Source organism: Pseudomonas fluorescens (assembly GCF_001648775.1).
Classification (GTDB): Bacteria; Pseudomonadota; Gammaproteobacteria; order Pseudomonadales; family Pseudomonadaceae; genus Aquipseudomonas; species Aquipseudomonas fluorescens_M.
Window position 1 is genome coordinate 208,705 of sequence record NZ_LVEJ01000028.1, and the last position, 25,504, is coordinate 234,208.

24 protein-coding genes are annotated in these 25,504 nt (G+C 60.3%); 8 read left to right on the plus strand and 16 right to left on the minus strand.

The features are described 5' to 3' along the window. Position 1 precedes the first annotated feature (1 nt). The 5 genes from A8O26_RS24775 to A8O26_RS24795 all read right to left on the minus strand — a co-directional run bounded on the left by A8O26_RS24775 (position 2) and on the right by A8O26_RS24795 (position 4,327). Positions 2–1,819, minus strand: coding sequence for an ABC transporter ATP-binding protein (locus tag A8O26_RS24775; RefSeq protein WP_064120322.1), 1,818 nt, complete (start codon positions 1,817–1,819; stop codon positions 2–4). Continuing rightward, the gene (locus A8O26_RS24780; RefSeq protein ID WP_172828209.1) at positions 1,812–2,414 is read right to left on the minus strand and encodes a DsbA family protein; all 603 of its coding nucleotides are present in this window, start codon (positions 2,412–2,414) and stop codon (positions 1,812–1,814) included. The genes A8O26_RS24775 and A8O26_RS24780 overlap by 8 nt, the downstream gene beginning before the upstream one ends. A 35-nt stretch (positions 2,415–2,449) precedes the next feature. Beyond that, entirely contained in the window at positions 2,450–3,391 is a 942-nt protein-coding gene (trhO, locus tag A8O26_RS24785; RefSeq protein ID WP_064120324.1) for an oxygen-dependent tRNA uridine(34) hydroxylase TrhO, read from the minus strand. 102 nt (positions 3,392–3,493) lie between these two features. After that, positions 3,494–3,793: a BolA family protein gene (locus A8O26_RS24790; protein ID WP_064120325.1), complete on the minus strand. Its 300-nt coding sequence runs from the start codon at positions 3,791–3,793 to the stop codon at positions 3,494–3,496. A 12-nt stretch (positions 3,794–3,805) separates the two neighbouring features. After that, positions 3,806–4,327, minus strand: a complete 522-nt coding sequence (locus A8O26_RS24795; protein WP_016986973.1) for a DUF2059 domain-containing protein — start codon at positions 4,325–4,327, stop codon at positions 3,806–3,808. A gap of 193 nt (positions 4,328–4,520) precedes the next feature. Here A8O26_RS24795 and A8O26_RS24800 point away from each other — a divergent pair, with 193 nt between their 5' ends. After that, positions 4,521–5,915 (plus strand): class II fumarate hydratase, encoded by a 1,395-nt coding sequence (locus A8O26_RS24800; protein WP_064120326.1) that lies wholly within the window; start codon positions 4,521–4,523, stop codon positions 5,913–5,915. Positions 5,916–6,037: 122 nt separating this feature from the next. Here A8O26_RS24800 and A8O26_RS24805 read toward each other — a convergent pair whose 3' ends face one another. Further along, positions 6,038–6,997: a DMT family transporter gene (locus A8O26_RS24805; protein ID WP_064120327.1), complete on the minus strand. Its 960-nt coding sequence runs from the start codon at positions 6,995–6,997 to the stop codon at positions 6,038–6,040. A gap of 210 nt (positions 6,998–7,207) precedes the next feature. Between A8O26_RS24805 and A8O26_RS24810 the strand changes: the two genes are divergently transcribed. Continuing rightward, positions 7,208–7,402, plus strand: coding sequence for a DUF6316 family protein (locus A8O26_RS24810; protein ID WP_064120328.1), 195 nt, complete (start codon positions 7,208–7,210; stop codon positions 7,400–7,402). Positions 7,403–7,537: 135 nt separating this feature from the next. On the opposite strand, the gene A8O26_RS24815 is transcribed toward A8O26_RS24810, so the two are convergent. Next, positions 7,538–8,722: a thiolase family protein gene (locus A8O26_RS24815; RefSeq protein ID WP_064120329.1), complete on the minus strand. Its 1,185-nt coding sequence runs from the start codon at positions 8,720–8,722 to the stop codon at positions 7,538–7,540. A gap of 102 nt (positions 8,723–8,824) precedes the next feature. After that, positions 8,825–10,339 (minus strand): polyphosphate:AMP phosphotransferase, encoded by a 1,515-nt coding sequence (pap, locus tag A8O26_RS24820; protein WP_064120330.1) that lies wholly within the window; start codon positions 10,337–10,339, stop codon positions 8,825–8,827. Positions 10,340–10,511: 172 nt separating this feature from the next. On the opposite strand from pap, the gene mnmC reads away from it, so the two are divergent. From mnmC to A8O26_RS24845, 5 genes are all read left to right on the plus strand, one after another. Further along, entirely contained in the window at positions 10,512–12,491 is a 1,980-nt protein-coding gene (gene mnmC / locus A8O26_RS24825; RefSeq protein ID WP_064120331.1) for a bifunctional tRNA (5-methylaminomethyl-2-thiouridine)(34)-methyltransferase MnmD/FAD-dependent 5-carboxymethylaminomethyl-2-thiouridine(34) oxidoreductase MnmC, read from the plus strand. A 163-nt stretch (positions 12,492–12,654) separates the two neighbouring features. After that, a complete protein-coding gene (locus tag A8O26_RS24830; protein WP_064120332.1) occupies positions 12,655–14,427 on the plus strand; it encodes an N-acetylglutaminylglutamine amidotransferase in 1,773 nt (590 codons plus the stop codon). A 3-nt stretch (positions 14,428–14,430) separates the two neighbouring features. Beyond that, entirely contained in the window at positions 14,431–16,179 is a 1,749-nt protein-coding gene (ngg, locus tag A8O26_RS24835) for an N-acetylglutaminylglutamine synthetase (RefSeq protein ID WP_064120333.1), read from the plus strand. 159 nt (positions 16,180–16,338) lie between these two features. Further along, positions 16,339–17,529 carry an osmoprotectant NAGGN system M42 family peptidase gene (locus tag A8O26_RS24840; protein ID WP_064120334.1) on the plus strand — a complete coding sequence of 397 codons (1,191 nt, stop codon included), beginning with the start codon at positions 16,339–16,341 and terminating at the stop codon, positions 17,527–17,529. A 171-nt stretch (positions 17,530–17,700) separates the two neighbouring features. Continuing rightward, positions 17,701–17,928 carry a YheU family protein gene (locus A8O26_RS24845; RefSeq protein WP_003192759.1) on the plus strand — a complete coding sequence of 76 codons (228 nt, stop codon included), beginning with the start codon at positions 17,701–17,703 and terminating at the stop codon, positions 17,926–17,928. Positions 17,929–17,933: 5 nt separating this feature from the next. Here the strand turns inward: A8O26_RS24845 and csrA are convergent, their stop codons facing one another. From csrA to A8O26_RS24860, 3 genes are all read right to left on the minus strand, one after another. Further along, entirely contained in the window at positions 17,934–18,119 is a 186-nt protein-coding gene (gene csrA, locus A8O26_RS24850) for a carbon storage regulator CsrA (protein WP_064120335.1), read from the minus strand. A 137-nt stretch (positions 18,120–18,256) separates the two neighbouring features. Then, positions 18,257–18,589: a YnfA family protein gene (locus A8O26_RS24855; RefSeq protein ID WP_064120336.1), complete on the minus strand. Its 333-nt coding sequence runs from the start codon at positions 18,587–18,589 to the stop codon at positions 18,257–18,259. A gap of 63 nt (positions 18,590–18,652) precedes the next feature. Continuing rightward, positions 18,653–19,468 (minus strand): SDR family oxidoreductase, encoded by an 816-nt coding sequence (locus A8O26_RS24860; RefSeq protein ID WP_064120337.1) that lies wholly within the window; start codon positions 19,466–19,468, stop codon positions 18,653–18,655. 300 nt (positions 19,469–19,768) lie between these two features. Here A8O26_RS24860 and A8O26_RS29210 point away from each other — a divergent pair, with 300 nt between their 5' ends. Continuing rightward, the gene (locus A8O26_RS29210; RefSeq protein WP_169432680.1) at positions 19,769–19,927 is read left to right on the plus strand and encodes a DUF3309 family protein; all 159 of its coding nucleotides are present in this window, start codon (positions 19,769–19,771) and stop codon (positions 19,925–19,927) included. Positions 19,928–20,001: 74 nt separating this feature from the next. Here the strand turns inward: A8O26_RS29210 and A8O26_RS24865 are convergent, their stop codons facing one another. From A8O26_RS24865 to A8O26_RS24885, 5 genes are all read right to left on the minus strand, one after another. Then, a complete protein-coding gene (locus tag A8O26_RS24865) occupies positions 20,002–22,095 on the minus strand; it encodes an LTA synthase family protein (protein ID WP_064120338.1) in 2,094 nt (697 codons plus the stop codon). 315 nt (positions 22,096–22,410) lie between these two features. After that, the gene (locus A8O26_RS24870; protein ID WP_064120339.1) at positions 22,411–23,016 is read right to left on the minus strand and encodes an START domain-containing protein; all 606 of its coding nucleotides are present in this window, start codon (positions 23,014–23,016) and stop codon (positions 22,411–22,413) included. A 40-nt stretch (positions 23,017–23,056) separates the two neighbouring features. Next, entirely contained in the window at positions 23,057–23,311 is a 255-nt protein-coding gene (locus A8O26_RS24875) for a zinc/iron-chelating domain-containing protein (RefSeq protein WP_064120340.1), read from the minus strand. Positions 23,312–23,477: 166 nt separating this feature from the next. Further along, positions 23,478–23,948 (minus strand): hypothetical protein, encoded by a 471-nt coding sequence (locus A8O26_RS24880; protein ID WP_064120341.1) that lies wholly within the window; start codon positions 23,946–23,948, stop codon positions 23,478–23,480. A 78-nt stretch (positions 23,949–24,026) separates the two neighbouring features. Beyond that, complete coding sequence (locus A8O26_RS24885) at positions 24,027–25,466, minus strand: PLP-dependent aminotransferase family protein (protein WP_016985994.1); 1,440 nt, start codon at positions 25,464–25,466, stop codon at positions 24,027–24,029. Positions 25,467–25,504: the final 38 nt, after the last annotated feature.

A 25,504-nucleotide genomic window follows, 5' to 3' on the forward strand; every position in this document is an offset into this window, starting at 1 on the left:
CCTACAGGCGTTGCAGATGCCCATACAGCTTGGCGTACAAACCACCATCGGCAATCAGTTGCTGATGGTCGCCATCCTCGGCCACTTGCCCGCCGTCGAATACCAGTACCCGGTCGGCCTGCTTCACCGCTGACAGACGGTGAGCAATGATCAACGTGGTGCGGCCATGGAGGAAGCGCGCCATGGCCTGATGCAGGTTGTATTCGGTGGCGGCGTCGAGGGCCGAGGTGGCCTCGTCGAGGATCACCACTTTCGGCTCGGCGAGAATCATCCGCGCAATCGCCAGGCGTTGGCGCTGACCGCCGGACAGGCGCACACCGGAGCGACCGACGATGCTGTCGAGACCCTCCGGCAAGGCACGGATGGTCGCGTCCAACTGGGCGATTTCCAGTGCCTGCCAGCAGGCTTCGTCGCTGCGAGTGCGGCCCATGGTCAGGTTGGCGCGCACGGTATCGTTGAACAGCGCCGGGTGTTGCAGCACCACGGCAACGTTTTCCCGCACCGTTTCCAGGCCAATCTCCTGCTGGGTCGAGCCGCCGAAACGGATGGTGCCGGCCAGCGGCGTGTACAGCCCGAGGAGCAATTGCACCAGGGTACTTTTGCCGCCGCCACTGGCGCCGACAATCGCAACTTTTTCACCGGGAGCAATCGACAGATCCAGTTGATCCAGCACCAGTTCATCGCCGTAGCCGAAGCTCAGGCCTTGCACCTGAATGCCGACGGTGTCACGGCCCTTGAACGGATCGACACCGCCGGGGTATTGCGGCTCATCGGCACGCGCCAGCAGCTCGTTGATCCGCGTCAGCGCGCCGCCCGCCGCGTAGTAGGCGTATTGCAGGTTAAGCAGTTGCTCGACCGGGCCGATCATGAACCACAGGTAGCTGAACACTGCGAGCATCTGGCCGATCGACAGATCGGAGAACAACACCGTGAGCATCGCCGCCGCACGGAAGATGTCGATGCCGAACTGAAACAGCAACCCACTGGCGCGGTTCGAGGCGTCGGTTTTCCACTGCGAGTTGACCGCGTAATTACGCACTTCCTGCGCCCGCAGACCGAGCCGCCCGAGGAAGAAGCCCTGACGGTTGCCGGCGCGTATCTCCTGAATCGCATCGAGGGTTTCGCTCAACGCCTGAGTGAAGCGCGAGGTACTGTCGTTCTCGAGTTTCTTCAGGTGTTTGACCCGTTTGCCCAACTGCACCGTCGCGTAGATCACCAGCGGGTTGAACAGCAGAATCAGCAGCGCCAGCTTCCAGTGCATCCACATCAGGATGCTCGCGGTGCCGACCAGCGTCAGCATCGCCACCAGGAAACGACTGAGGGTTTCGCCGACAAATTTGTCGAGGGTATCGAGGTCCGTGACCAGGTGCGTGGTCACCGTGCCGCTACCGAGGCTTTCGTATTCACCGAGGGAAATGCGTTTGAGGCGCTCGATCAAGCGCACGCGAATGCGATAGACGATGTCCTTGGCCAGTCGCGCAAACAATCGCGACTGCAACACGCCAAAGCACAGCGAGCTGCAGCGCAGAGTCAGCGTCACCACCAGCATCAGGCCGATGTAACCCGCCGCTTGCTGCCACATGCCTGGCAACACGTGGTTCATGACTTTCAGTGCCGCATCGCCGTGGCCAAGCAGCACTTCGTCGACGAGCAACGGCAGCAGCAGTGGAATCGGCACGCTGCACAGCGTCGCCAGCACGGCCACGCCGTTAGCGATCCACAGGGATTTTTTGTGTGTGAGAGCCAGTCGCCGGACTTCTGCCCAGCTCAGCCGGTCGACACGCTTTACGGCTGGCGTGTCATCGGCCAGGTCAGGCACAGGCAGCGCGCTCCAGCCAGCGGCCGAGCAACGGCGACAGTTCGCTGAGCGGTTGATAGCCGTTGGTCAGCAACGCCAGCTGGCCGTTGCGCTCGGCAAGCAGGGTCGGAAACCCGGCGATGCCGAGATCCTGCACCCAACTGAAATCGGCCTGAGTCGCTTTGTGCTGATCGGCATGATCGAACAACGCGGCGAATTCGATACGCGGTACACCGGCCTGCTCAGCCAACTCGACCAGCACGCTGGCCTGAGTGACATCGCGGCCCTCGGCGTAGAACGCCTGCTGAATCAGTCCGACCAGTGTCCATGCACAATCCGGCGCCAGACTGCGCGCGGTGACGATCGCCCGGCAAGCAGGTTCGGTGTCGTAGACAAAACCGTCGGGCAAGGCGCCGTCAAACTTGAACGGCTGGCCGGTGGCCTCGGTGACCGCTTGCCAGTGCTCAAGGATGTAGCGCCGCGTGGTCGGCTCCAGCGCCGAGCCGCTGCCGGTGCGCAAGCCACCGACCACCAGATGCAACTCCACCCCGGCTGCTTGCGCCTGCTCCACCAATGCCTTGGCCACCGGAGCAAAGCCCCAGCACCACGAACACATCGGATCCATCACATAGAGCAGGCGTGCTGACATGATTAAGCCTCGGTGGATGCTTGCTTATAGTTGTAGCCGATCGGGTGCGGCTGGTTGCGCGCCTTGGCCAGTTCGATCTGCTTTTGCCGATCGATGGCGCTACGGCGGGTTTTCTCGCTCAGCGTGTCCCAGCAATGCGGGCAACTGATGCCGGCCACGTAATGCTCCGAGGTGCGATCGGCAACGCTGACCGGTGTGCGGCAGGCATGACATTGATCGTAGTCGCCTTCGCTGAGGTCGTGGCGCACGGTCACGCGGTTGTCGAAGACGAAGCAGTCGCCCTGCCACTTGGTTTCTTCCTGCGGCACCTCTTCGAGGTACTTCAGAATGCCGCCCTTGAGGTGGTAAACCTCTTCATAACCTTCGCCGAGCATGTAGCTCGAAGCTTTTTCGCAGCGAATGCCACCGGTGCAGAACATCGCGACCTTCTTGTGCACGGCCGGGTTGAAGTGTTCTTTGATGTAGTCAGGAAATTCGCGAAAACTGGTGGTTTTCGGATCGATGGCGCCTTCGAAGGTGCCGATCGACACTTCGTAATCGTTACGCGTGTCGATCAACAGCACTTCCGGGTCGCTGATCAACGCGTTCCAGTCTTGCGGATCAACGTAAGTGCCGACCTTTTTGTTCGGGTCGACGCCTTCGACACCGAGGGTGACGATCTCTTTCTTCAGTTTGACTTTGGTGCGATAGAACGGCTGCTCGTCGCAGTACGACTCTTTGTGATCGATGTCGATCATGCGTGGGTCGTTCTTGAGCCAGGCGAGCAGGCCGTCGATGCCTTCGCGGGTGCCGGAGACCGTGCCGTTGATGCCTTCTTCGGCGATCAGCAGGGTGCCTTTGATCTGGTTGTCGACCATCGCTTGCAGCAGTGGCTCGCGCAGGTTGACGTAATCTTCGAGGGTGACGAACTTATACAGTGCCGCCACGACAATCGGTTGTGTCATGGGTATTTCTCCAGGTGGCTACCCTCGCAAAGGGTGAACCGGATTCAAAAAAAAACGCGCCGGGTGAGCGGCGCGTTGCGGATTCTAGCAAAAAACCGAAGCTTAATGCTTGCTGCCGCCGGCACAGGTCGGCGACGCCGGGGCGGCGTCGATCTCTGCCCATTCCTGCGGGGTGTAGGTGTGCAGCGCCAACGCATGGAACTCGCCCATCAGCTCGCCGAGCGTGCCGTAGACTTTCTGGTGGCGCTTGACCCGGTTCAGGCCGTCGAACTGCGCACTGACTACCACTGCCTTGAAGTGCGTCTGTAGCCCGCGACTGTGCATGTGGCTTTCATCCAGCACTTGCAGGTGCTCAGGCTGAAGCAGGGCCAGCGTCGATTCGATGCGTTGTTGCATGGTCATCACGAACTCCGCTTACTTCTTCTTGGCCGGCGCAGCAGCGCCTTTCGGGTCCAGCTCTTTGGTCATGTCGTCGAGCAGCTTGTTGACGACCGGTACGGCGCTTTCCAGTTTGGCCTGGGTCATCTGGGCCGATTGCTGAGTCAGCTGCGGCATTTTTTCCAGGACTTTCTTGCCCAGTGGCGACTGGTAGAACGCGACCAGATCCTTCAGCTCCGATTCGCTGAAGTTAGTGGTGTAGAGCTTGACCATGTCCGGTTTCAGCTTGTTCCAGCCAATGGCCTGGTCCAGCGCAGCGTTAGCCTTGGCCTGGTAGGTTTCCAGGACGGCCTTCTTGGCTTCCGGGGCTTTGGTCTGTTCGAAACGCTGAGCGAACATTTGCTGCACTTGCATGTACACCGGAGTGCCCAGCTTGTCAGCGTGCGCCAGGGTCAGAAAAGCTTCAGCACTGGCGTTGTGGCTGGCGGTATCGGCAAGCACCTGGCCGCTGGCGCAAACCAGTGCAACCGCGGTGCAGATGGCACGAAGACGAGTCATCGAGTTTCCTTTTCAGCTAGGCGAGGTAAAACCCCAAGGGCGACCATTCTGCGCCTAAAAAACCTCGTGGCTCAACCCCCGAGCCTTGCCGCGCTTGATTGCCCGGGTTTTACCGGTCAACAATCGGTTCGATGGAACCACCGGGGCCGAAGCCGGCCTAAACTGCGCAAACAGACCAACAGGAGTGTGCACGATGAGCCGTATCGAAACCGACAGCCTGGGCCAGATCGAAGTCCCGGACGATGCTTACTGGGGGGCTCAAACGCAACGCTCGCTGATCAACTTCGCCATTGGTCAGGAACGCATGCCGCTGCCGGTATTGCACGCTCTGGCCCTGATCAAGAAAGCCGCCGCCCGCGTCAACGACCGCAACGGTGACCTGCCCGCCGACATTGCCCGCCTGATCGAACAGGCCGCCGACGAAGTACTCGACGGCCAGCACGACGACCAGTTCCCGCTCGTCGTCTGGCAAACCGGCAGCGGCACCCAGAGCAACATGAACGTCAACGAAGTGATTGCCGGTCGCGCCAACGAACTGGCCGGCAACCCGCGTGGCGGCAAGACGCCGGTGCACCCGAACGACCACGTCAACCGCTCGCAAAGCTCCAACGACTGCTTCCCCACCGCCATGAGCATCGCCACCGCGCAAGCCGTGCAGGAACAACTGCTGCCGGCGATTGCCGAGTTGTCCGGCGGCCTCGCGGAACTGGCCGCACGGCACATGAAGCTGATGAAAACCGGGCGCACGCACATGATGGACGCGACGCCGATTACCTTCGGTCAGGAATTGTCCGGTTTTATCGCACAGCTGGATTACGCCGAACGGGCGATCCGTGCGGCACTGCCGGCGGTGTGTGAACTGGCGCAGGGTGGCACGGCGGTCGGTACCGGGCTGAATTCGCCGCACGGTTTTGGTGAAGCGATTGCCGCCGAGCTGGCGGCGCTCTCTGGCCTGCCGTTCGTCACCGCACCAAACAAATTCGCCGCCCTCGCCGGCCACGAACCGCTGACCAGCCTCTCCGGCGCGCTGAAAACCCTCGCCGTGGCGCTGATGAAAATCGCCAACGACCTGCGTCTGCTCGGCTCCGGCCCACGCGCAGGTTTCGCCGAAGTGCGCCTGCCGGCCAACGAACCGGGCAGCTCGATCATGCCCGGCAAGGTCAACCCGACCCAGTGCGAAGCGTTGTCGATGCTCGCCTGTCAGGTACTGGGCAATGACGTGACCATCGGCATTGCCGCCAGTCAGGGCCACTTGCAGTTGAACGTGTACAAACCGGTGATCATTCACAACCTGCTGCAATCGATTCGCCTGCTCGGCGATGGCTGCAGTAACTTCCAACAGCACTGCATTGCCGGACTGGAGCCGGATGCGGAGGTCATGGCCCGACATCTGGAACGTGGGCTGATGCTGGTGACGGCACTGAACCCGCACATCGGCTATGACAAATCGGCGGAAATCGCCAAGAAGGCTTACAGCGAAGGGCTGACTTTGCGTGAGGCGGCGTTGGCGTTGGGGTATCTGACGGATGAAGAGTTTGATGCGTGGGTGCGCCCGGAAAACATGATCGAGGCTGGCGCCAAGGGTTAGTTTTGTAGCGGCTGTAAATCCGTCTTCGCGAGCAAGCTCGCTCCCACAGTGGACCGCATTTCCACCATGAGAATGCAGTCGAATGTGGGAGCGAGCTTGCTCGCGAATGGGAGCGACTGTATTTAACTGGCCGCCATCTTCATCCGCCGCGCCTTGAGCCCGGCGATCAACGAAGGCCCCAACGCCACCAGCGCCGACCCCAGCACCACCAGCACCGCCCCACCATAGCCCAGCGCATTGATCTGTTCGGCATGCACATAGTCCGGCCAGACCCCGGCCGCGATCGCTACCGCGCCAAACGTCACCAACGGCGTGATCGCCAACGTTGCACTGACCCGCGACGCCTCCCAATGCGCCAGCGCTTCGGCGAACGCGCCGTAAGCAATCAAGGTATTCATGCAGCACGCCAGCAGCAGCCAACCCTGCAACGGGCTGAGGTTCAGCGCTTCGAGCGGATGCACCCACGGCGTCAGCAGCAAGGCGCAGAACAGGTAGATCACCATCATCACCTGCAGCGAATTCCACACTGTCAGCAATTGCTTCTGGCCCAACGCATAAAAGGTCCACACCGTGGATGCCAGCAACACCAGCAAAACGCCCGCGGTGTAATCCGACAACGACGTCAGCAACTCGGCCAACCGCTGATTGAAGAACAGCACAAAACCGATCAACAGCACCGCAAGGCCAATGCCCTGGCCGATGCTGAAACGCTCCTTGAACACAAACAGACTGGCGATCAGCAACATGATCGGGCCCATTTGCACCACCAGTTGCGCGGTGCCGGGGCTGAGCAGATTGAGGCCCATCAGGTACAACACATAGTTGCCGACCAGTCCGAGCACCGCCATCAACACCAGCCAGCCACCCTTGGGCCCGAGCACTTTGCGACTCGGCAAGCGCTTGACCGCGGCCAGATAAATGAACAGGCAACCGCCGGACACCAGCAGGCGAAACCACGTTACCGTGATCGGGTCCATCACCAGCAGCACCTGTTTGAGTTTGATCGGCAGGATGCCCCAGAGAAACGCGGTCAGCAGCGCCAGGAACAAGCCGTACACCCAGCGACCCGAAGAAATGTGCATGGAAACCCCAAAGCCTGCTGACAAGTGCGCCCATTCTAGGCGCGCCGTGGATCGGCACACAGGGACAGTTACGGCCAGGACGCGAATGAAACTGTGCAGGTCGCAGCATTAAATTGACGCGGCGCCGTTGATCGGCTGGTCGGGCGCGTCAAGTGCTTCAGGCATAAGCTCATTGGATCCGTTTCAGCACATCAGCCAAGGAGACCGGTCATGTTAGCAATGCGCGCTCTCGACAACGCCCCCGCCACGCACTTTCGCAGCGATCGGCTGTGTCGGGTCAATGGCGAACTGTATTTCAGTACTCGGGAAAATACCCTTGAGGGGCCTTTCGACAGTGCCGAGAAGGCTGAGCAGGAAATAAAGGCTTATATCTCGCGGATGCAACTACAGGATTCGAACCGATAGTCAGTGGTGAATTCATTCGCGAGCAGGCTCGCTCCCACAGGATTTAGGTGAACATTGAAAATATGTCCACCCTGAACCCTGTGGGAGCGAGCCTGCTCGCGAATGCGGTATATCAATCGACAAATCTTTTGGCGGTTAACGCACCGCTTCAAATAACGCGGTAGCGCCCATCCCGCCGCCCACACACATGGTGACGATCCCGTAACGCAGGTTACGCCGCTGCAACTCCCGCACCAGATGCCCGACCTGCCGCGATCCGGTCATGCCGAACGGGTGACCAATGGAAATCGAACCGCCGTTGACGTTGTACTTGTCGTTATCGATCTCCAGCCGGTCACGGCTGTACAGGCACTGCGAAGCAAACGCCTCGTTCAATTCCCACAGATCGATATCCGCCACTTGCAAGCCTTTGGCCTTGAGCAGTTTCGGCACCGAGAACACCGGGCCGATGCCCATTTCGTCCGGTTCGCAACCGGCCACGGTAAAACCCCGAAAAAAAGCCTTCGGCTTGAGCCCCAGTTGCAGGGCCTTTTCCAAACTCATCACCAGCGTCATTGACGCACCGTCGGACAACTGCGACGAGTTACCCGCCGTCACAGAACCGTCTTCGGCAAATACCGGCTTCAACCCGGCGAGGCTTTCGTAAGTGGTATCGGGGCGGTTGCAGTCGTCGCGATCGACCACGCCATCGAGAATCTGCACCTCGCCAGTGTTCTTGTCCTCGACGCGATACTTCACCGCCATCGGCACGATTTCATCGTTAAAGCGGCCTGCGGCTTGCGCCTGCGCAGTGCGGATCTGACTTTGCAGCGAATAACGATCCTGCGCTTCACGACTGACGCCATAACGCCGCGCAACCACTTCGGCGGTCTGGCCCATCGTGTAATAGATGCCCGGCGTCTGCTGCTTGAGCAGCGGGTTGATCAGGTGATCGGTGTTGACGCTTTTCATCGTCAGGCTGATCGATTCAACGCCACCGGCGACGATGATATCGCTGCAGCCCGAGGCAATCTGGTTGGCGGCAATCGCAATCGCCTGCAAACCCGACGAGCAGAAACGGTTGAGGGTCATGCCGGCCGTGCCAGTGCCCAGACGCGAGAGCACCGCGACGTTGCGGCCGATGTTGTAACCCTGCGCACCTTCGTTGGAGCCGGCGCCGACGATGCAATCCTCGACGCTGGCCGGGTCGATGTCGTTGCGCTCAAGCAGCGCGTTGACGCAATGAGCCGCCATGTCATCGGGACGGGTCTGGTTGAACTTGCCGCGAAAGGATTTGGCCAGGCCAGTCCGCACGCTGTCGACGATCACCACTTCACGCATGGCATACCTCATTGTTGTTGTCGGTTGAGAGTGGACCGAGCATAAGTCCACCCCATTGCCGACCGCGACAATCATTCACCCCGCGTATGCGCGTCCATCGGTTCAGTCCTTGTGCTTCTTCGCATGCTTGTCGGATTTCTCGAAGGCGTCTTCGAGTGCGCGGTTGATGGTGCGCAACACCTTGATCCGGGCCCAGCGTTTGTCGTTGGCTTCAACCAGTGTCCACGGCGAAATCTCTGAGCTGGTGCGGTCGACCATATCGCCGACGGCGGCACGGTAGGCATCCCACTTGTCGCGGTTGCGCCAATCGTCCTCAGTGATTTTGAAGCGTTTGAACGGGATCTCTTCGCGCGCCTGGAAACGCTCCATCTGCGTGTCCTTGTCGATGGCCAGCCAAAACTTGACCACGATCACTCCGGCGTCCGCCAGTTGCTCCTCGAAATCATTGATCTCGCCATAAGCGCGCAACCAGTCGGCCGGCGTGCAGAAGCCTTCGATTCGCTCGACCAACACCCGGCCGTACCAGGAGCGGTCGAACACGGTGAACTTGCCGCGCGCCGGAATGTGCCGCCAGAAGCGCCACAAGTATGGCTGCGCACGTTCCTCTTCGGTGGGCGCGGCAATCGGCACGATGTTGTACTGACGTGGATCGAGCGCCGCCGCGACCCGACGGATCGCCCCGCCCTTGCCTGCCGCGTCGTTGCCTTCGAACACCGCCACCAAGGCGTGGCGGCGCATGCGTTTGTCGCGCATCAGCCCGGACAGACGCGCCTGTTCGGTGATCAGTTGTTCTTCGTAGTCTTTCTTGTCCAGGCGCTGAGTCAGGTCGAGGCTGTCGAGCAGGTTCAATTGATCGACCGGTGTGCCCAGCGGCGCGGCGCTGACATCGTGGGGATGCACGTCCGGACGCTTCAGCGCATTTTGCAAACCTTCGAGGAGAATCTTGCCGACCGCCAGACTGCGGTAGTGGGCGTCGACACCTTCGATTACATGCCATGGCGCATAATCGCGGCTGGTACGGCGCAGCACGCGCTCGCCGTATTTGACGAACTTGTCGTAGGTTTGCGATTGCTGCCAGTCCAGCGGGCTGATGCGCCAGCTGTGCAGCGGGTCATCGGCGAGTGCCTTGAGCCGCGCCTTCATCTGTTTCTTCGACAAGTGAAACCAGAATTTGAAGATCAGCGCGCCTTCATCACAAAGCATTTTTTCCAGACGTTCGGCACCGGCAATCGCCTGATCCAGACGCGGATCCTTGAACAGGCCATGCACCCGCCCTTGCAGCATCTGGCTGTACCAGTTGCCGAAGAAAATGCCCATGCGCCCCTTGGCCGGGAGCATCCGCCAATAGCGCCAGGCCGGTGGCCGGGACAGCTCTTCATCAGTCTGTTGATCGAAGGTGCGTACTTCGATCAGGCGCGGGTCCATCCACTCGTTGAGCAACTTGACCGTCTCGCCCTTGCCCGCGCCTTCGATGCCGTTGATCAAAATGATCACCGGGAAACGCTTCTGCTGCTGCAATTCAAACTGGGCTTCGAGCAAGGCTTCGCGCAATGCCGGGACGGCCGCCTCGTAGGTGTCTTTGTCGATGGCGTGACCGATTTCAGCGGATTCAAACATGGGACGGCTCCTTCCAGGATTCAGCAAGACTAGCGGATTGGGCACAGCAGCGGCGCAGAAATTCCCGCAGGTTGCGGATTGTCCGCGAGTCGTCGGGCGCAAGCCTTGCCATGGATCAAGCACCCTCCGCCCGATCAGCTAGAATGGCGGCCTTGTCGTTGCCGAGCCTGCCATGAAGCCCGTATTGCCCCACGCCCAACTCGATTGGGATGAACAAGGACGCCCGCGTTCACGCGTGTTTGATGACGTGTATTTTTCCGACAAGTCAGGTCTGGATGAAACCCGTTATGTGTTCCTGGAACAGAATCGCCTGGCCGAGCGTTTTGCTGCGTTGCCGACGAGTGGGCGACTGGTCATTGGCGAAACCGGGTTCGGCACCGGGCTGAATTTTCTCTGCGCCTGGCAGTTGTTCGAGCAACACGCGGTGGCCGGTGCGCGGCTGCATTTTGTCAGTGTTGAAAAGTACCCGCTGAGCCCGGCTGATCTGCAACGGGCACTGACACTGTGGCCAGAACTCAAACCGTTGGCCGATCAGTTGCTCACGCATTACGTCGCGATCCATCAAGGCTTTCAGCGCATCACCCTGGCTGGCGGCCGCGTCACGCTGACCTTGCTGATCGGCGACGCATTGGAGCAACTGCCGCAGCTCGATGCGCAGATCGATGCGTGGTTTCTCGACGGTTTCGCTCCGGCGAAAAACCCGGACATGTGGACGGCTGAACTGTTCGTCGAACTGGCACGTCTGGCGGCACCGGGATCTACGATCAGCACCTTCACCAGTACCGGTTGGGTTCGGCGCTTGCTCAACGCTGCCGGGTTCAAGATGAAGCGCACGCCGGGCATCGGCCACAAGTGGGAAATCCTTCGTGGCGAGTTTCTCGGCTGGCCAGCAGAGGTCGCACCGCCCGCCCCGGAAAAACCGTGGTTCGCCCGCCCTGCCCCGCTCACCGGTGAACGTCGCGCGCTGGTGATCGGCGCCGGTCTGGCCGGTTGCGCCACAGCGTCCAGTCTCGCCGCTCGCGGTTGGCAGGTCAGTTTGCTGGAGCGTCACGATGGTGTGGCGCAAGAAGCTTCGGGCAATCCGCAGGGTGTGCTGTATCTGAAGCTGTCGGCTCACGGCACCGCGCTGTCGCAACTGATCGTCAGCGGTTTCGGCTACACCCGCCGCTTGCTGGAAACCCTGCAACGCGGCACCGATTGGGATGATTGCGGCGTTCTGCAACTGGCCTTCAACGCCAAGGAAGCCGAGCGTCACGCGCAACTGGCGGCAGCATTCCCGCAAGACTTGTTGCAGTGGCTGGAGCAACCCGAGGCGCAGGCTCGCGCCGGTATCGGTCTGGCCCATGGCGGTCTGTACTATCCCGAAGGTGGCTGGGTACACCCGCCCGCGTTGTGTCTGGCACAAGCGGCGCAACCGAACATCGAACTGCTCAGCCATCGCGAAGCGCTGGAACTGCGCAAGGTCGCTGATCAGTGGCAAGCCTTCGACGGTGACCGACTGCTCGCCAGCGCGCCAATCGTGGTGCTGGCCGGTGCCGCCGAGATCAAACGCTTTGCGCAAAGTGCCGAGCTGCCGCTCAAGCGTATTCGCGGGCAAATCACTCGCCTTGCCGAAACCGCAGAAAGCCAGGCGCTGACCACCGTGGTCTGCGCCGAAGGCTACGTCGCACCGGCGCGTCTGGGCGAGCACACCCTCGGTGCCAGCTTCGACTTCAACAGCGATGACCTGACGCCCACCACCGCCGAACACCAAGGCAATCTGGCCATGCTCGAAGAGATTTCCAGCGATCTCGTCGCGCGCCTGCACATCAGCGAGCAGCCTGTCGAAAGCCTGCAAGGCCGCGCCGCGTTCCGCTGCACCAGCCCTGACTATCTGCCGATCGTCGGCCCCCTCGCCGACCGCGACGCGTTCCTCGATAGCTACGCAGCGCTGAGCAAAGACGCTCGTCAGGTGCCAGACGTCCCTTGCCCATGGCTCGATGGTTTGTACGTCAACAGCGGCCACGGTTCGCGCGGTCTGATTACTGCGCCGCTGTCAGGTGAATTACTCGCCGCCTGGCTCGATAACGAACCATTGCCGCTGCCACGCAGTGTCGCCCAAGCCTGCCATCCAAACCGCTTTGCCCTGCGCCGTCTGATCCGCGGCAAATGAGTGGAAACCAGGGGCATCGCAACGGTGCCCCGCCGGTCTGACAGCCCCACTTATAACTTATCGTTCTAAAACTCCCACAACCGCACCGGGTCAGTTTCTGAGTACCGGCCATTCTGGCCGCTGAAGAAATACCCTCCCCAACGGAAAAACCGGTAAGGATTTTATGTGCGGATTAGCTGGCGAGTTACGTTTTGATCAACAACCTGCAGACCTTGCAGCCATCGAGCGAATCACCCATCACCTGGCGCCTCGCGGCCCCGATGCGTGGGGCTTTCATGCTCAAGGGCCGATTGCCCTGGGCCATCGCCGCCTGAAAATCATGGACCTGTCGGACGGCTCGGCGCAGCCGATGGTCGACAACCAGCTCGGCCTGTCGCTGGCCTTTAATGGCGCGATTTACAACTTCCCGGAATTGCGCGCTGAGCTCGAAGCGCTGGGTTACGCCTTCTACTCCGGCGGCGACACCGAAGTGCTGCTCAAGGGCTATCACGCCTGGGGCGAAGCGCTGCTGCCGAAACTCAACGGCATGTTCGCCTTCGCCATTTGGGAACGCGACGCCAAGCGTCTGTTCATCGCCCGCGACCGTCTCGGCGTGAAGCCGTTGTACCTGTCGCGCACCGGCCAGCGCTTGCGGTTTGCCTCGGCCCTGCCGGCGCTGCTAAAGGGCGGTGACATCAACCCGATCCTCGATCCGGTGGCGCTCAATCATTACCTGAATTTCCATGCCGTGGTGCCGGCGCCACGCACTTTGCTGGCTGGTATCGAAAAGCTGCCGCCAGCGAGCTGGATGCGCGTGGAAGCAGACGGTACGACCGAACAGAAAACCTGGTGGACCCTGCCGTACGGCCCGCACGATGACGAGAAAAATCTGACGCTGGAAGACTGGGTCGACCGTGTGCTCGACAGCACTCGCGAAGCGGTAGCGATTCGTCAACGGGCGGCCGTCGATGTCGGTGTGCTGCTCTCTGGCGGTGTCGATTCGAGCATGCTCGTCGGCCTGCTGCGTGAAGTCGGCGTCGAGAACCTGTCGACCTTTTCCATCGGTTTCCAGGATGCCGGCGGTGAGCGCGGCGACGAGTTTCAGTATTCCGATCTGATCGCCAAACACTACGGCACGCAGCATCACCAACTGCGCATCGACGAAAAAGAAATCATCGAGCAACTGCCCGCGGCATTCCGCGCAATGAGCGAACCGATGGTCAGCCATGACTGCATCGCTTTCTATCTGCTGTCGCGTGAAGTGGCCAAGCATTGCAAGGTTGTGCAGAGCGGCCAGGGCGCCGATGAGCTGTTCGCCGGTTATCACTGGTACCCGCAAGTCGACGGCGCGGCCGATCCTTACGCAGCCTATCGCAATGCGTTTTTCGACCGCAGCTACGACGACTATGCCGCCACCGTGCAACCGCAATGGCTGACCGCGCATGACGCGGCCGGCGACTTCGTCAAAGAGCATTTCGCCCAACCCGGTGCCGAGGCGGCAGTCGACAAGGCCCTGCGTCTGGACAGCACGGTGATGCTGGTCGACGACCCGGTCAAACGTGTCGACAACATGACCATGGCCTGGGGCCTGGAGGCGCGCACGCCGTTTCTCGACTATCGCCTGGTCGAGCTGTCGGCCCGCGTACCGGGCAAATTCAAGTTGCCCGATGGCGGCAAACACGTGCTGAAAGAAGCCGCGCGCCGAGTCATCCCAAGTGAAGTGATCGACCGTAAAAAAGGCTACTTCCCGGTGCCCGGTCTCAAACACTTGCAGGGCGATACGCTGAACTGGGTGCGCGAACTGCTGCTCGATCCGAGTCAGGATCGCGGCCTGTTCAACCCGGCCATGCTCGACAAATTGCTGACTGATCCGCAAGGCCAACTGACCCCGTTGCGCGGCTCCAAGCTGTGGCAACTGGCGGCCCTGAACCTGTGGCTCAGTGAACAAGGAATCTGATTGATGAAACCTCACGCTACGGCCATCAACCAACGCCTGCTGCGCGGCCAGACGCCGTCGTATGAACGCTTGCAGGCGCGCCTGGCCGAAGACGGCAGCAGCCCCGCCGCCGAGCCGATCGCGGTGCATTGCGGCTGGGGTCGGTTGCTGATCGGCCACACCTTTCCTGACCCGAAATCGCTGGCGCAGGAGTTGCTCAACGAGCAGCCCGGCGAGCGCGACATCGCGCTGTACGTCGCCGCGCCGCAGCAGATTCTCGGGCTGGAGCCGACGCAACTGTTCCTCGACCCCTCCGACACGTTACGCCTGTGGTTCAGCGATTACCGTCAGGCGACACGCGTATTTCGCGGCTTCCGCATCCGTCGCGCGCAGAGTGAAGCGGACTGGCAGGCGATCAATCAGCTGTATTCGGCACGCGGCATGTTGCCGATCGACGCAACGTTGCTTACTCCGCATCACCAGGGCGGGCCAGTGTATTGGCTGGCCGAGGACGAAGACAGCGGCGCGGTGATCGGCAGCGTCATGGGCCTGAACCATCACAAGGCCTTCAACGATCCGGAAAACGGCAGCAGTCTGTGGTGCCTGGCGGTTGATCCGCAATGTTCGCGACCGGGTGTTGGCGAAGTGTTGGTGCGGCACTTGATTGAACACTTCATGAGCCGTGGTCTGAGCTATCTGGATCTGTCGGTTCTGCACGACAACCGGCAGGCGAAAAGCCTTTACGCCAAGCTCGGTTTTCGCAACCTGTCGACCTTCGCCATCAAGCGCAAAAACGGCATCAACCAGCCGCTGTTTCTCGGCCCGGGGCCGGAGGCGCAGTTCAATCCCTATGCGCGGATCATCGTTGAAGAAGCCCATCGGCGCGGTATCGATGTGCAGGTCGATGACGCCGACGCCGGGTTGTTCACCCTCAGCCATGGCGGCCGCCGCGTGCGTTGCCGCGAATCGTTGAGCGACCTGACCAGCGCAATCAGCATGAGCCTGTGCCAGGACAAAAGCCTGACGCACAAGGTGCTCAAAGGCGCCGGGTTGAACCTGCCCTCGCAGCAACTGGCGGGCAACGCCGACGACAATCTGGCCTTTCTCGATGAACATCAACGCGTGGTGGTCAAGCCGCTCGACGGTGAACAGGGCCAAGGCGTGGCGGTGGATTTGCAGAGCATCGAAGAGGTACAGCAGGCCATCGAAACGGCGAAGCAATTCGACAGCCGTGTGCTGTTGGAAAGCTTCCACGAAGGTCTCGATCTGCGGATTGTGGTGATTGGTTTTGAAGTGGTCGCGGCGGCGATTCGCAAGCCTGCCGAAGTGGTCGGCGATGGTCAGCATTCGATCGGTGCGTTGATCGAGGCGCAGAGCCGTCGTCGCCAAGCGGCCACCAGCGGTGAGAGCAAAATTCCGCTGGACCATGAAACCCAGCGCACCTTGCATGCGGCCGGTTATGACTACAGCAGCATTTTGCCGGCCGGCGAGCATCTGTTTGTCCGCCGTACCGCCAATCTGCACACCGGCGGCACGCTGGAGGATGTCACGGCAATTCTGCATCCGACGCTGGTCGATGCGGCGGTGCGGGCGGCGCGGGCGCTGGACATTCCGATGGTTGGCCTGGATTTGATGGTGCCAGCGGCGGATCAGCCGGAGTACGTGTTTATCGAGGCCAACGAACGCGCCGGGTTGGCCAACCATGAGCCACAGCCGACGGCGGAGCGGTTTGTCGATTTGTTGTTTCCGCACAGTCAGCCGGCTGTACTTTGATCATGCAGCGCTTCCATTGACGCCTTCGCGAGCAAGCTCGCTTCCACAGGGGAATGCATTCCAAATGTGGGAGCGAGCTTGCTCGCGAAAGGGCCGCAGCAGGCCCCACAAATCCTCCTCATCGAAACCATCGATGTGCTCAACCCATCAGGAGTTTCCATGACCCTTCAAATCCCCAAACCGGATCTCAACTACCTGCAAAAAGTCCTCCTGGAAATGCTCGCCATTCCCAGCCCCACCGGGTTCACCGACACCATCGTGCGTTACGTCGCCGAGCGTCTTGAGGAGCTCGGCATCCCCTTCGAGATGACCCGGCGCGGGACTATTCGCGCGACGCTCAAGGGCAAGAAAAACAGTCCTGACCGCGCGGTCTCGGCGCACCTCGACACCATCGGTGCGGCCGTGCGGGCCGTCAAAGACAACGGCCGCCTGACGCTGGCGCCGGTCGGCTGCTGGTCGAGCCGCTTTGCCGAAGGCAGCCGCGTCAGTCTGTTCACCGACAACGGCGTGATTCGCGGCAGTGTGCTGCCGCTGATGGCCTCCGGGCACGCGTTCAATACCGCCGTGGACGAGATGCCGATCAGTTGGGATCACGTCGAACTGCGCCTGGATGCCTACTGCGCGACCAAGGCTGATTGCGATTCGCTGGGCATCAGCGTCGGCGACGTGGTGGCGTTCGATCCGCTGCCGGAGTTCACCGAGAGCGGGCACATCAGCGCCCGGCACCTTGACGACAAGGCTGGCGTGGCGGCGTTACTCGCCTCGCTCAAGGCCATCGTCGACAGTGGTCAGGAGTTGATGATCGACTGCCATCCGCTGTTCACCATTACCGAGGAAACCGGCAGTGGCGCGGCAGCAGCGCTGCCGTGGGATGTCAGCGAATTCGTCGGCATCGACATCGCACCGGTCGCCCCTGGCCAGCACTCCAGCGAACACGCGGTGAGTGTGGCGATGCAGGATTCCGGCGGACCGTACGACTATCACCTGTCGCGGCACTTGCTGCGCCTGGCCAGTGAAAACGAGCTGCCGGTGCGCCGTGACCTGTTCCGCTATTACTTCAGCGATGCGCATTCGGCAGTGACCGCCGGCCACGATATCCGCACGGCCCTCCTCGCCTTTGGCTGCGATGCAACGCATGGTTATGAACGCACGCACATCGACAGTCTGGCGGCGCTGAGCCGGTTGTTGGGCGCCTACATTCTGAGCCCGCCGGTGTTCGCCAGCGATGCCGCGCCGGCCAATGCCTCACTGGATCGCTTCAGTCACCAGATTGAACATGACACGCAGATGGAGAGCGATACGCGGGTGCCGTCGGTGGACAGTCTGGTGGGGCAGCGGTCCGACAGTTAAATCTTTGTTGGCAGAACCATCGCCTTCGCGAGCAGGCTCGCTCCCACATGGGAACGCATTCCAAATGTGGGAGCGAGCCTGCTCGCGAAGAGGCCAGACCGGTCAACGCAAAAACTGGCAGGCAACCGACAATCGCCGTAGCATCCCGTCATTGATTTAGCCGAGGTGCCCATGCTCATTCCCTACGACGCTCTTGAAGTCGACACCCTCACCCGCCTGATCGAAGATTTCGTCACCCGCGACGGCACCGACAATGGCGATGACACGCCGCTGGAAACCCGCGTATTGCGCGTGCGCCAGGCGTTGACCAAAGGCCAGGCGTTGATCGTTTTCGACCCGGAAAGCGAGCAGTGCCAGTTGATGCTCAAGCATGACGTGCCCAAGCACCTGTTCGACTGAAACCCTCAGCGGGCCTTTTCGGTGGCTTGCTTGCGCTGGATCCGCTCATAGACTTCCGAGCGATGCACGTTGACCTTCTGCGGTGCTTCGACACCAAAGCGCACACTGGATCCGTTCACCGACAGCACGCGCAAGGTAATGTCGTCACCGATTGAAATCAACTCACCAACGACACGGCTGAGTACAAGCATGAGATACGTCCTTCAGGGTTAGCGAACCCTGAAGATGCGCGGCTGAACGCCGCTGCACAATGCCGGCAGAGGAAATCAGTCTTGCCTTACACCCTGCTCGCCATCGGGCTGTCAGACGTTTCCCGCAAAACACTAAATCAAGCGGCGGAAAAGCGCGGTCCGAAGAGGATCACGCTGGCGCCGATGACGCACAACGCCACGCCAATCCAGTCCGATCCCAACGGCCGAACCCGCTCAACCACCATCAGCCAGCCAATCGATGCGACGATGTAAATCCCGCCATAAGCGGCATAGGCGCGGCCGGCGTAGGCCGCTTCGACGCGGGTCAACAACAGCGCGAACAGGGTCAGGCTGAGCAACGCCGGGATCACCCACAGCGCACTTTTGCCCTGACGCAGCCACATGAAGAAGGCGAAACAACCGGCGATTTCAAACAGCGCCGCGAGGAAAAACCACAGGTAATTGAGCATTGATGTGTCTCGACAGGGTGACTATTGCGGCCACCCTAACGACGCGACACCTCGCGAGCAAGTTCAGCCGTTGCTCTGTTTGGCCTTGGCGCGCATTTTCTCGGCCATGGCCGTCATTTCGTTGTAGAGCAACTGCGGGTTCTTCTGCTTGATCGCCCAGGCCATCCGGCCTTGTTCGTGGGGCAGAATCATGAACTCGCCGGCGGCGACTTGCTGATAGATGTAATCGGCGATGTCCGCCGCACTGATCGGCGAACTTTCCAGCAACTTGCCAACCTGCGCTTTCATCGCCGGGGTGGGACCGCGAAAAGAATCCAGCAAGTTGGTCTGGAAGAACGACGGACACACCACGTGCACGCCCACTTCCTGTTGCGCCAGCTCGATCAGCAAGCTTTCCGACAACGCCACGACCCCGGCCTTGGCCACGTTGTAGTTGCTCATGGCCGGGCCTTGCATCAACGCCGCCATTGAAGCGATGTTGATAATCTTGCCTTTGCTTTGTTCAAGTAGCGGCAGGAACGCCTTGCAGCCCTTGACCACGCCCATCAGGTTGATCGCGATCTGCCAGTCCCAGTCTTCCAGCGACAGCTCGCTGAAGAACCCGCCCGAGGCTACACCGGCGTTGTTGACGATAATGTCGATGCCGCCGAGTTTCTCTTCGCAAGCCTGAGCGAACGCGGTGAGCTGGCTGTAATCACGCACATCGCAGCGCTGAATGAACCCGTCACCTCCCGCCTCGCGGACCAGTTTCAGGGTTTCCTGCAAGCCGGGTTCGCTGACATCGGACAAGGCCAGTCGCCAGCCTTCACGCGCCCAGCGCAGCGCGATTTCGCGACCCAGGCCCGAGCCCGCACCAGTGATCATCATGCGATTTTGCATAGCAGACAGCCTTGTTGTTCCGGGGAAGATGCGCGCAGTGTAGCGAAGGATCGGCGCCCGCCCACGCTCCATCAGATTGCTGAATGGTGGGGGCAAACCGTGGCGCGTTGGATTCCCCGAAACGGTCTGAGTTCTGAACTAGCCGAAGGTAAAAAGGAAATAAGTCTGCGATCCAAATACATTAAAAAAACATTGAATTTTCTTTCACCCGCACCAGTCGGAATTGGTAAGCCGTCTGGAATTACTTAGTCTCCAGTCGCCCTTGAATACCAAGACTTCTCGAACACTATCAACAAGGAAATCGACATGGGCACAATTCTTATCATTATCCTGATCCTGTTGCTGATCGGTGGTCTGCCGGTCTTCCCGCACTCCAGAAGTTGGGGTTACGGTCCGTCGGGCATTATCGGCGTGGTGTTGGTGGTGCTGTTGGTGCTGCTGTTACTCGGTCGGATATAACGATGTAACCGGCAAAAAAAGAGGCCCTGTTCAGGGCCTCTTTTTTATTGCGCGGATTTATTGTCGATAAGCAATCAATCCGGCTTGCCGTGAACGACGCCCGCGGTGTTATCCATCAGGCTTTTGGTCGCCGTTTGCAGGAACGCTTCCAGCTTGAGTTTCAACTCGGCGGTGCGCGGTGCATTCGGAACGACTTCGGCGTGCGGATTGGCACCCAACTGGTACTGCCACATCTTCGGCCCCATGTCCTTGTCTCTTGGCAAAACCAGGATCTGGTCGGCGGTGACGATGGCGGTAGTCTGCTCACTGCCCGACGGTTTGATCACACCGAAACCGGTGTCGCCTTCCGGCAGATTGAGCAAGTCGCGGCCCCAGCACTGGTGACGCACTTCGCCACCGAGACGACCCATGATGGTCGGCACGATGTCGATCTGCGTACCCACAGTGTGATCACGTGTGCCGAACTTCTCTTGAATGCCCGGTGCAATCATCAGCATTGGCACGTTGAAGCGGCCCAGGTCCATTTCGGTGATCTGGCGCTCGTTGCCGAAACCGTGGTCACCGACGATGACGAACAGGGTTTCCTTGAAGTACGGCTCTTTGCGCGCCTTCTCGAAGAACTGACCCAGTGCCCAGTCGGAGTAGCGCATGGCAGTCAAGTGTTCGTTGAGACTGCCACGATCGGTCACGCGCTCGACTGGCAATGGCGTCGGCAAGGCGTATGGCGTGTGGTTGGACAGGGTTTGCAGCAGCGCGTAGAACGGCTTGCCGTTTTCCCGCGCCTTGAGCTCCTGCAGACCACGGTCGAACATGTCCTGGTCGGACACGCCCCAGGTCGGATCGGAGAACACCGGATTGACGAAGTCATTACGGCCAACAAAGTTGGTCATGCCCTGGTTGCTGAAGAAGCCCGACTGGTTGTCCCAGGCGAAGTCGCCGTTGTAGACATACACGTCGTCATAGTTGCGGGCGCTGAGCACCTGCGGCAGGCCAGACAGTTTGTGGCTGCCTTCCGGAGTCTGCATCAGGTATTCGAAACCTGGCAGATTGGGGAAGCAGGCCATGGTCGCGAACATGCCCTGGTGGGTGTGCGTGCCGTTGGAGAAGAAACGGTCGAACAGCAGGCCTTCCTTCGACAGTTTGTCCAGGTATGGCGTGATGTTGCCGGGCGCGCCCAGAGCACCGACCGAGTGACCGGCCATGCTTTCCATCAGGATCACCACAACGTTCTTGATCGGCAGGGTCTTGTCGGCCGGCGGCGTGTAATCACGGCGCACGGCGGCAATATCGGCATCGACCAGTTTGTCGTCAGGCATCAGCAGCATATCGCGAACGACTTTCTGCGCTTGTTCCTGCGGTAACGTCGCTTTCCAGATATTGTCGCGATCTTCGCCCATGCGGGACTTGGCGGCCTCGATCAGCGACAGCGTGGCGTTGAGGCCGAGCTGGTTGGCGAAGTTGGAATCGGTGGTGTACACGTCACCCCAACGCATTGGTGGGCCCTGACGCAGGGTGCCACGAGCGGCAACCACACAGATCAGCAGGCAAACCACGAACACCGCAAGACGGGTGTACCACGGCGCAACTTGACGAGTACCGACGCTGCCACCACTGAACGGCCCGCGCGGACGCGTGGCACGGTCGGCGCCTTTGAACGCCAGGGTCAGAATGACGGTGCCGATGACCCACGCCAACAGATAACGCACCACCGGGAAACCGTACCAGAGCATGCTCATCACGGTTTTCGGGTCTTCCTTCACGTACTGGAACACCAGACCGTTGAGGCGCTGGTGGAACTCGCGGTAGAAGTCCATTTCCATCAGGCCGAGGAACAGCGCGATGCTCGAGGCGATGGTCAGCCACAGGCGGAAGAAACCGCGTGCAGCCATGGCGCGGGCACTGAACAGCGCCAGCACCAGCGGAACGCAGACGTAGACCACCAGGCGCAGGTCGAAACGCAGGCCGTTGGCGAAAGCTTCGAGGAAGGTCGAGGCCGGGGTATCGAGGATCATCTCGCGGTTGTAGACCAGCAGCGCGAGGCGCAGCACGGAAAACATCACCATCATGACCAGTGCACACAGCAGCGTGTAGGCCAGATGCGATTTGACGGTCGGTTGCAGCAGGCGAGCAGAAGATCGCTGCTGATTCAGGGCGTCCGGGTTTGCCATGTCGTTTTAGGACCCATTGGAAGTTGAAGTTGCAAAAATACAGCGGCGCCATGCCCTCTGTTGGCCATTCCAGGCCCCGGGGCTTGCGCGGTGCGCAAATGTTGCACGATCACCCGCACCATTGCCATTGATTACTGCCGCGGTGCCAGACACTTTCATTTAGCGCCTTGGCAGACCGGGATAGTGCGCAAACAGCGCGGGCGAATTGTCTTGAACGCTTTGTGAAAATTTCGTTCAACGCATATCTGGAAACACAATATAGCGACAAAACAAAACGCCCCGAATCGATCGGGGCGCTTGCTTATACACGCGAGATTACTTCTCGGCGCGTTCTTTCAGCGCTTTCAAGGTGTTGAACGGCGCATCGACGACGAACTTGTTGGCCACCATGGCCGGCACGCTGCCGCCTGGCTCGGTGTGCACTTGATAGGTCACTTCAACCTGATCGCCCTTGGGCACGAACTTCCAGAAGCCTTTGACCTGCTGAACGCGGACAAAGCCTTTTTCTTCCGGAATATACGTCGGCAAGCCTTCCAGATTGCGGGTCAGGCTGCCATCGGCGCCTTCAACGGTGGTGACCTTCAGCACCGAATCACGCGGGGTCACCGGCCATGGGGTGTTGAACTGAGTGTAGGTCCAGCTCTGATCGCCTTCGTGCTTGAGCAGTTTCTGGGTCTTGCATTCGTGAATCCAGGCGCAGGCGCCGGACACGTCTTCCTGCAATGCGCGCAGTTTGGCGACGGTCGTCTTCATCAGCGCAACGCCCTGGTAGGACTTGTAGTCCGAGCCCGGCACTTCACTCAGGGACACCTTGATGCCGTCCTCGTTCTTGGCGACTTTCCAGTCTTCCGCCTGAGCCACGGAGGTGGCCAGCACGGCGGTCAAACCACACAACACAGCGATACGATGCAGCGAACCCATAGTCTTATTCCTTATTGTTGAAGTTCCGTTCGTTGACACATCACGCCGCCGTCATCTGCTCCCACCAGCCGAGCAATCTGATCGCTTCTTCCGAACTGCTGCCACACACTTCGATATCAGCAGCGAAGCCGGAACAGACCGCCGGGCGCTCCGGGCGGCCGAAAATGCTGCACAGGTTTTCGACCGAGAGTTGCACGCAACGTTCGCCGGCAGGTTTGCCATCAGGCATGCCGGGAATCGCCGAACTGATGGAAGGGGCAATGCAGCAGGCGCCACAGCCTTCACGGCATTTCATGACGAACAGATCCTCGCGACGGGCAATGTGTTAAAGAGACGCGGAACAGAGTAACCGCTAAAACGGCTGTTTAAAATTCCCTGTACCGGGGTTTTTACCGATAACTGAATGTGACTGACCAGTCTCCGACAAAGCGTCTGCTCTGCGGGTCACAGACGGGCTGGATTTACTGCTTGAATTCGAAATCCAGCGCCGCGCCTTCAACTTCGCGGCGCTCTTCGTTGCGCAACTGCAACTGCATTTCGTTGCTGAGCAAACGCCCGTTGAGCTGGAAACCGCTGTTTTTCTCACCGAACATCTGCGGCAGGATCGGCTCGCGTTTCGGCAGCTCGACCGTGCCCTTCGGTTTCAATTCCTGAACCATGTCTTTGGGCAGGCTCAAGTCGAGTCTGGCTGGCGGCAGTTTGGTTTTCACCACTTCGCTGGCGGGTTTTGATTTCGAGGCAACAGGCTTGCGCTTCTTGACCACTTTTTGCTGGGTCTTCTGCGCGGGGGCGGCCTTCTTTGCCGGGGTGGTTTTTTTAGCGGTGCTCGTCGTCGCCGGTTTTTCCTGAACTGCAGCGGCCATGGCGCCAGGCGCATGGCCGATCATCAGCAAACCCAGCAAAACCCAAGCGGCAGGAAAAATCGCTTTCATGGACCCAACGACACTAACGGCAGAGGGCCATATGCTCGCTTGTTGGAGGCCACAAGACAAGCATCAGCCGCCGCTCGTTCAGAACCCGCCAGCGGTTTCCTGACACAGTTGCGTCGCCAGCAACCCCAGGGTCATCAACGCCCGCTCCGCCTCGCGGTTCCACGGAATGCCGCAGTTCAGGCGGATACAGTGGTTGAATTGCTCGGTATTACTGAAGATCAGCCCCGGCGCAATGCTGATGCCTTGCTGCAACGCGCGGACATGCAATTCCTGGGTATTGACCCTGCCCGGCAAGCTCACCCAAAGGATGAAACCGCCCGTGGGCCGGGTCATTTGCGTGCCTTCGGGGAAGTACTGCTGCACCGCCAACTGGAAGGCGCTGAGGTTTTTCCGGTATTCCTGGCGGATGTACCGTAAATGCCGGTCATAACCACCGTTTTCCAGATAGGCGGCAATCGCCATCTGCGTCACGCTGCACGCTGAATGCGTACTGAAGGTCTGCAAGCGCTGGATTTCCTGCTGGTACTTGCCAGCGATCATCCAGCCGATGCGCACACCGGGCGACAAAGTCTTGGAGAAGCTCGAGCAGTAAATCACCCGATCCAGTCGGTCATAAGCCTTGAGCGCTTTGGTTTTGCCCTGCTCGAACATCAGCTCCCCATAGATGTCGTCTTCGACGATCTGGATGTCGAAGTCCGAGGCCAGACGCAACAGCTGCTTCTGCCGTTCTTCGGGCATGGTGCCGCCCAGTGGATTGCTCAGGCGCGTGGTCAGCACCAGGGCTTTGATCGACCATTGATTGGCCGCCAGTTGCAGGGCTTCGAGGCTCATGCCGGTGGCGGGATCGCTGGGGATTTCGATGACTTTCAAGCCGAGCAGATCGGCCAGTTGCAGCAAGCCGTAATAGGTCGGCGATTCGGCAGCGATCAGATCGCCCGGACGGGTCAGCACGCGCAACGACATCTGCAGGGCATCGACACAACCGTGGGTGATCACCACTTCTGATGGATCGACCACCACACCGGCGTCGCGCATGCGGATCGCCACTTGCCGGCGCAACGGTTCAAAACCGGGGCTGAACATGTAGCTGAAGGCGCGCGGGCTATGGAAACGGGTGACCTTGGCCAATTGCTGATGCAGTGCGCGCACCGGCAAGTAATCAACACTCGGCACGGCGGCACCCAGCGGGAACACACCTTCGCGGCGCGATTCGACCAGCACCTGTTGAATGATGCTGCTGCGGGTCACCAGCCCCGGCCGTTCGACCCGGGCGATGTCCGGCGTCGGCGCCGTCAGTGCCGGCGTCTGGTGCACGTAATAACCGGACTGCGGGCGCGCCCGAATCAAGCCCTGATCTTCAAGATTGGCGTAAGCCTGCAACACCGTCGCATGGCTGACGTTGAGCTGCGAACTCATCTTGCGTACCGATGGCACGCGCTCCCCCGGTTGATAGACGCCACGGCGGATGTCTTCGGCCAGTTGCTGAGCAATACGTTGGTAGAGCAAGAGATTGGTCATGACGCAGCACTCGATTTCACGGGCATTTTATTCTTGTG

What these genes read in the sequence shown, in the direction of transcription:
- A8O26_RS24780 (WP_172828209.1), bottom strand. Translation starts at nt 2,414, where the DNA reads ATGTGTTCGTGGTGCTGGGGCTTTGCTCCGGTGGCCAAGGCATTGGTG.
- trhO (WP_064120324.1), bottom strand. Translation starts at nt 3,391, where the DNA reads ATGACACAACCGATTGTCGTGGCGGCACTGTATAAGTTCGTCACCCTC.
- A8O26_RS24790 (WP_064120325.1), bottom strand. Translation starts at nt 3,793, where the DNA reads ATGACCATGCAACAACGCATCGAATCGACGCTGGCCCTGCTTCAGCCT.
- A8O26_RS24795 (WP_016986973.1), bottom strand. Translation starts at nt 4,327, where the DNA reads ATGACTCGTCTTCGTGCCATCTGCACCGCGGTTGCACTGGTTTGCGCC.
- A8O26_RS24800 (WP_064120326.1), top strand. Translation starts at nt 4,521, where the DNA reads ATGAGCCGTATCGAAACCGACAGCCTGGGCCAGATCGAAGTCCCGGAC.
- A8O26_RS24805 (WP_064120327.1), bottom strand. Translation starts at nt 6,997, where the DNA reads ATGCACATTTCTTCGGGTCGCTGGGTGTACGGCTTGTTCCTGGCGCTG.
- A8O26_RS24810 (WP_064120328.1), top strand. Translation starts at nt 7,208, where the DNA reads ATGTTAGCAATGCGCGCTCTCGACAACGCCCCCGCCACGCACTTTCGC.
- A8O26_RS24815 (WP_064120329.1), bottom strand. Translation starts at nt 8,722, where the DNA reads ATGCGTGAAGTGGTGATCGTCGACAGCGTGCGGACTGGCCTGGCCAAA.
- pap (WP_064120330.1), bottom strand. Translation starts at nt 10,339, where the DNA reads ATGTTTGAATCCGCTGAAATCGGTCACGCCATCGACAAAGACACCTAC.
- mnmC (WP_064120331.1), top strand. Translation starts at nt 10,512, where the DNA reads ATGAAGCCCGTATTGCCCCACGCCCAACTCGATTGGGATGAACAAGGA.
- A8O26_RS24830 (WP_064120332.1), top strand. Translation starts at nt 12,655, where the DNA reads ATGTGCGGATTAGCTGGCGAGTTACGTTTTGATCAACAACCTGCAGAC.
- ngg (WP_064120333.1), top strand. Translation starts at nt 14,431, where the DNA reads ATGAAACCTCACGCTACGGCCATCAACCAACGCCTGCTGCGCGGCCAG.
- A8O26_RS24840 (WP_064120334.1), top strand. Translation starts at nt 16,339, where the DNA reads ATGACCCTTCAAATCCCCAAACCGGATCTCAACTACCTGCAAAAAGTC.
- A8O26_RS24845 (WP_003192759.1), top strand. Translation starts at nt 17,701, where the DNA reads ATGCTCATTCCCTACGACGCTCTTGAAGTCGACACCCTCACCCGCCTG.
- csrA (WP_064120335.1), bottom strand. Translation starts at nt 18,119, where the DNA reads ATGCTTGTACTCAGCCGTGTCGTTGGTGAGTTGATTTCAATCGGTGAC.
- A8O26_RS24855 (WP_064120336.1), bottom strand. Translation starts at nt 18,589, where the DNA reads ATGCTCAATTACCTGTGGTTTTTCCTCGCGGCGCTGTTTGAAATCGCC.
- A8O26_RS24860 (WP_064120337.1), bottom strand. Translation starts at nt 19,468, where the DNA reads ATGCAAAATCGCATGATGATCACTGGTGCGGGCTCGGGCCTGGGTCGC.
- A8O26_RS24865 (WP_064120338.1), bottom strand. Translation starts at nt 22,095, where the DNA reads ATGGCAAACCCGGACGCCCTGAATCAGCAGCGATCTTCTGCTCGCCTG.
- A8O26_RS24870 (WP_064120339.1), bottom strand. Translation starts at nt 23,016, where the DNA reads ATGGGTTCGCTGCATCGTATCGCTGTGTTGTGTGGTTTGACCGCCGTG.
- A8O26_RS24875 (WP_064120340.1), bottom strand. Translation starts at nt 23,311, where the DNA reads ATGAAATGCCGTGAAGGCTGTGGCGCCTGCTGCATTGCCCCTTCCATC.
- A8O26_RS24880 (WP_064120341.1), bottom strand. Translation starts at nt 23,948, where the DNA reads ATGAAAGCGATTTTTCCTGCCGCTTGGGTTTTGCTGGGTTTGCTGATG.
- A8O26_RS24885 (WP_016985994.1), bottom strand. Translation starts at nt 25,466, where the DNA reads ATGACCAATCTCTTGCTCTACCAACGTATTGCTCAGCAACTGGCCGAA.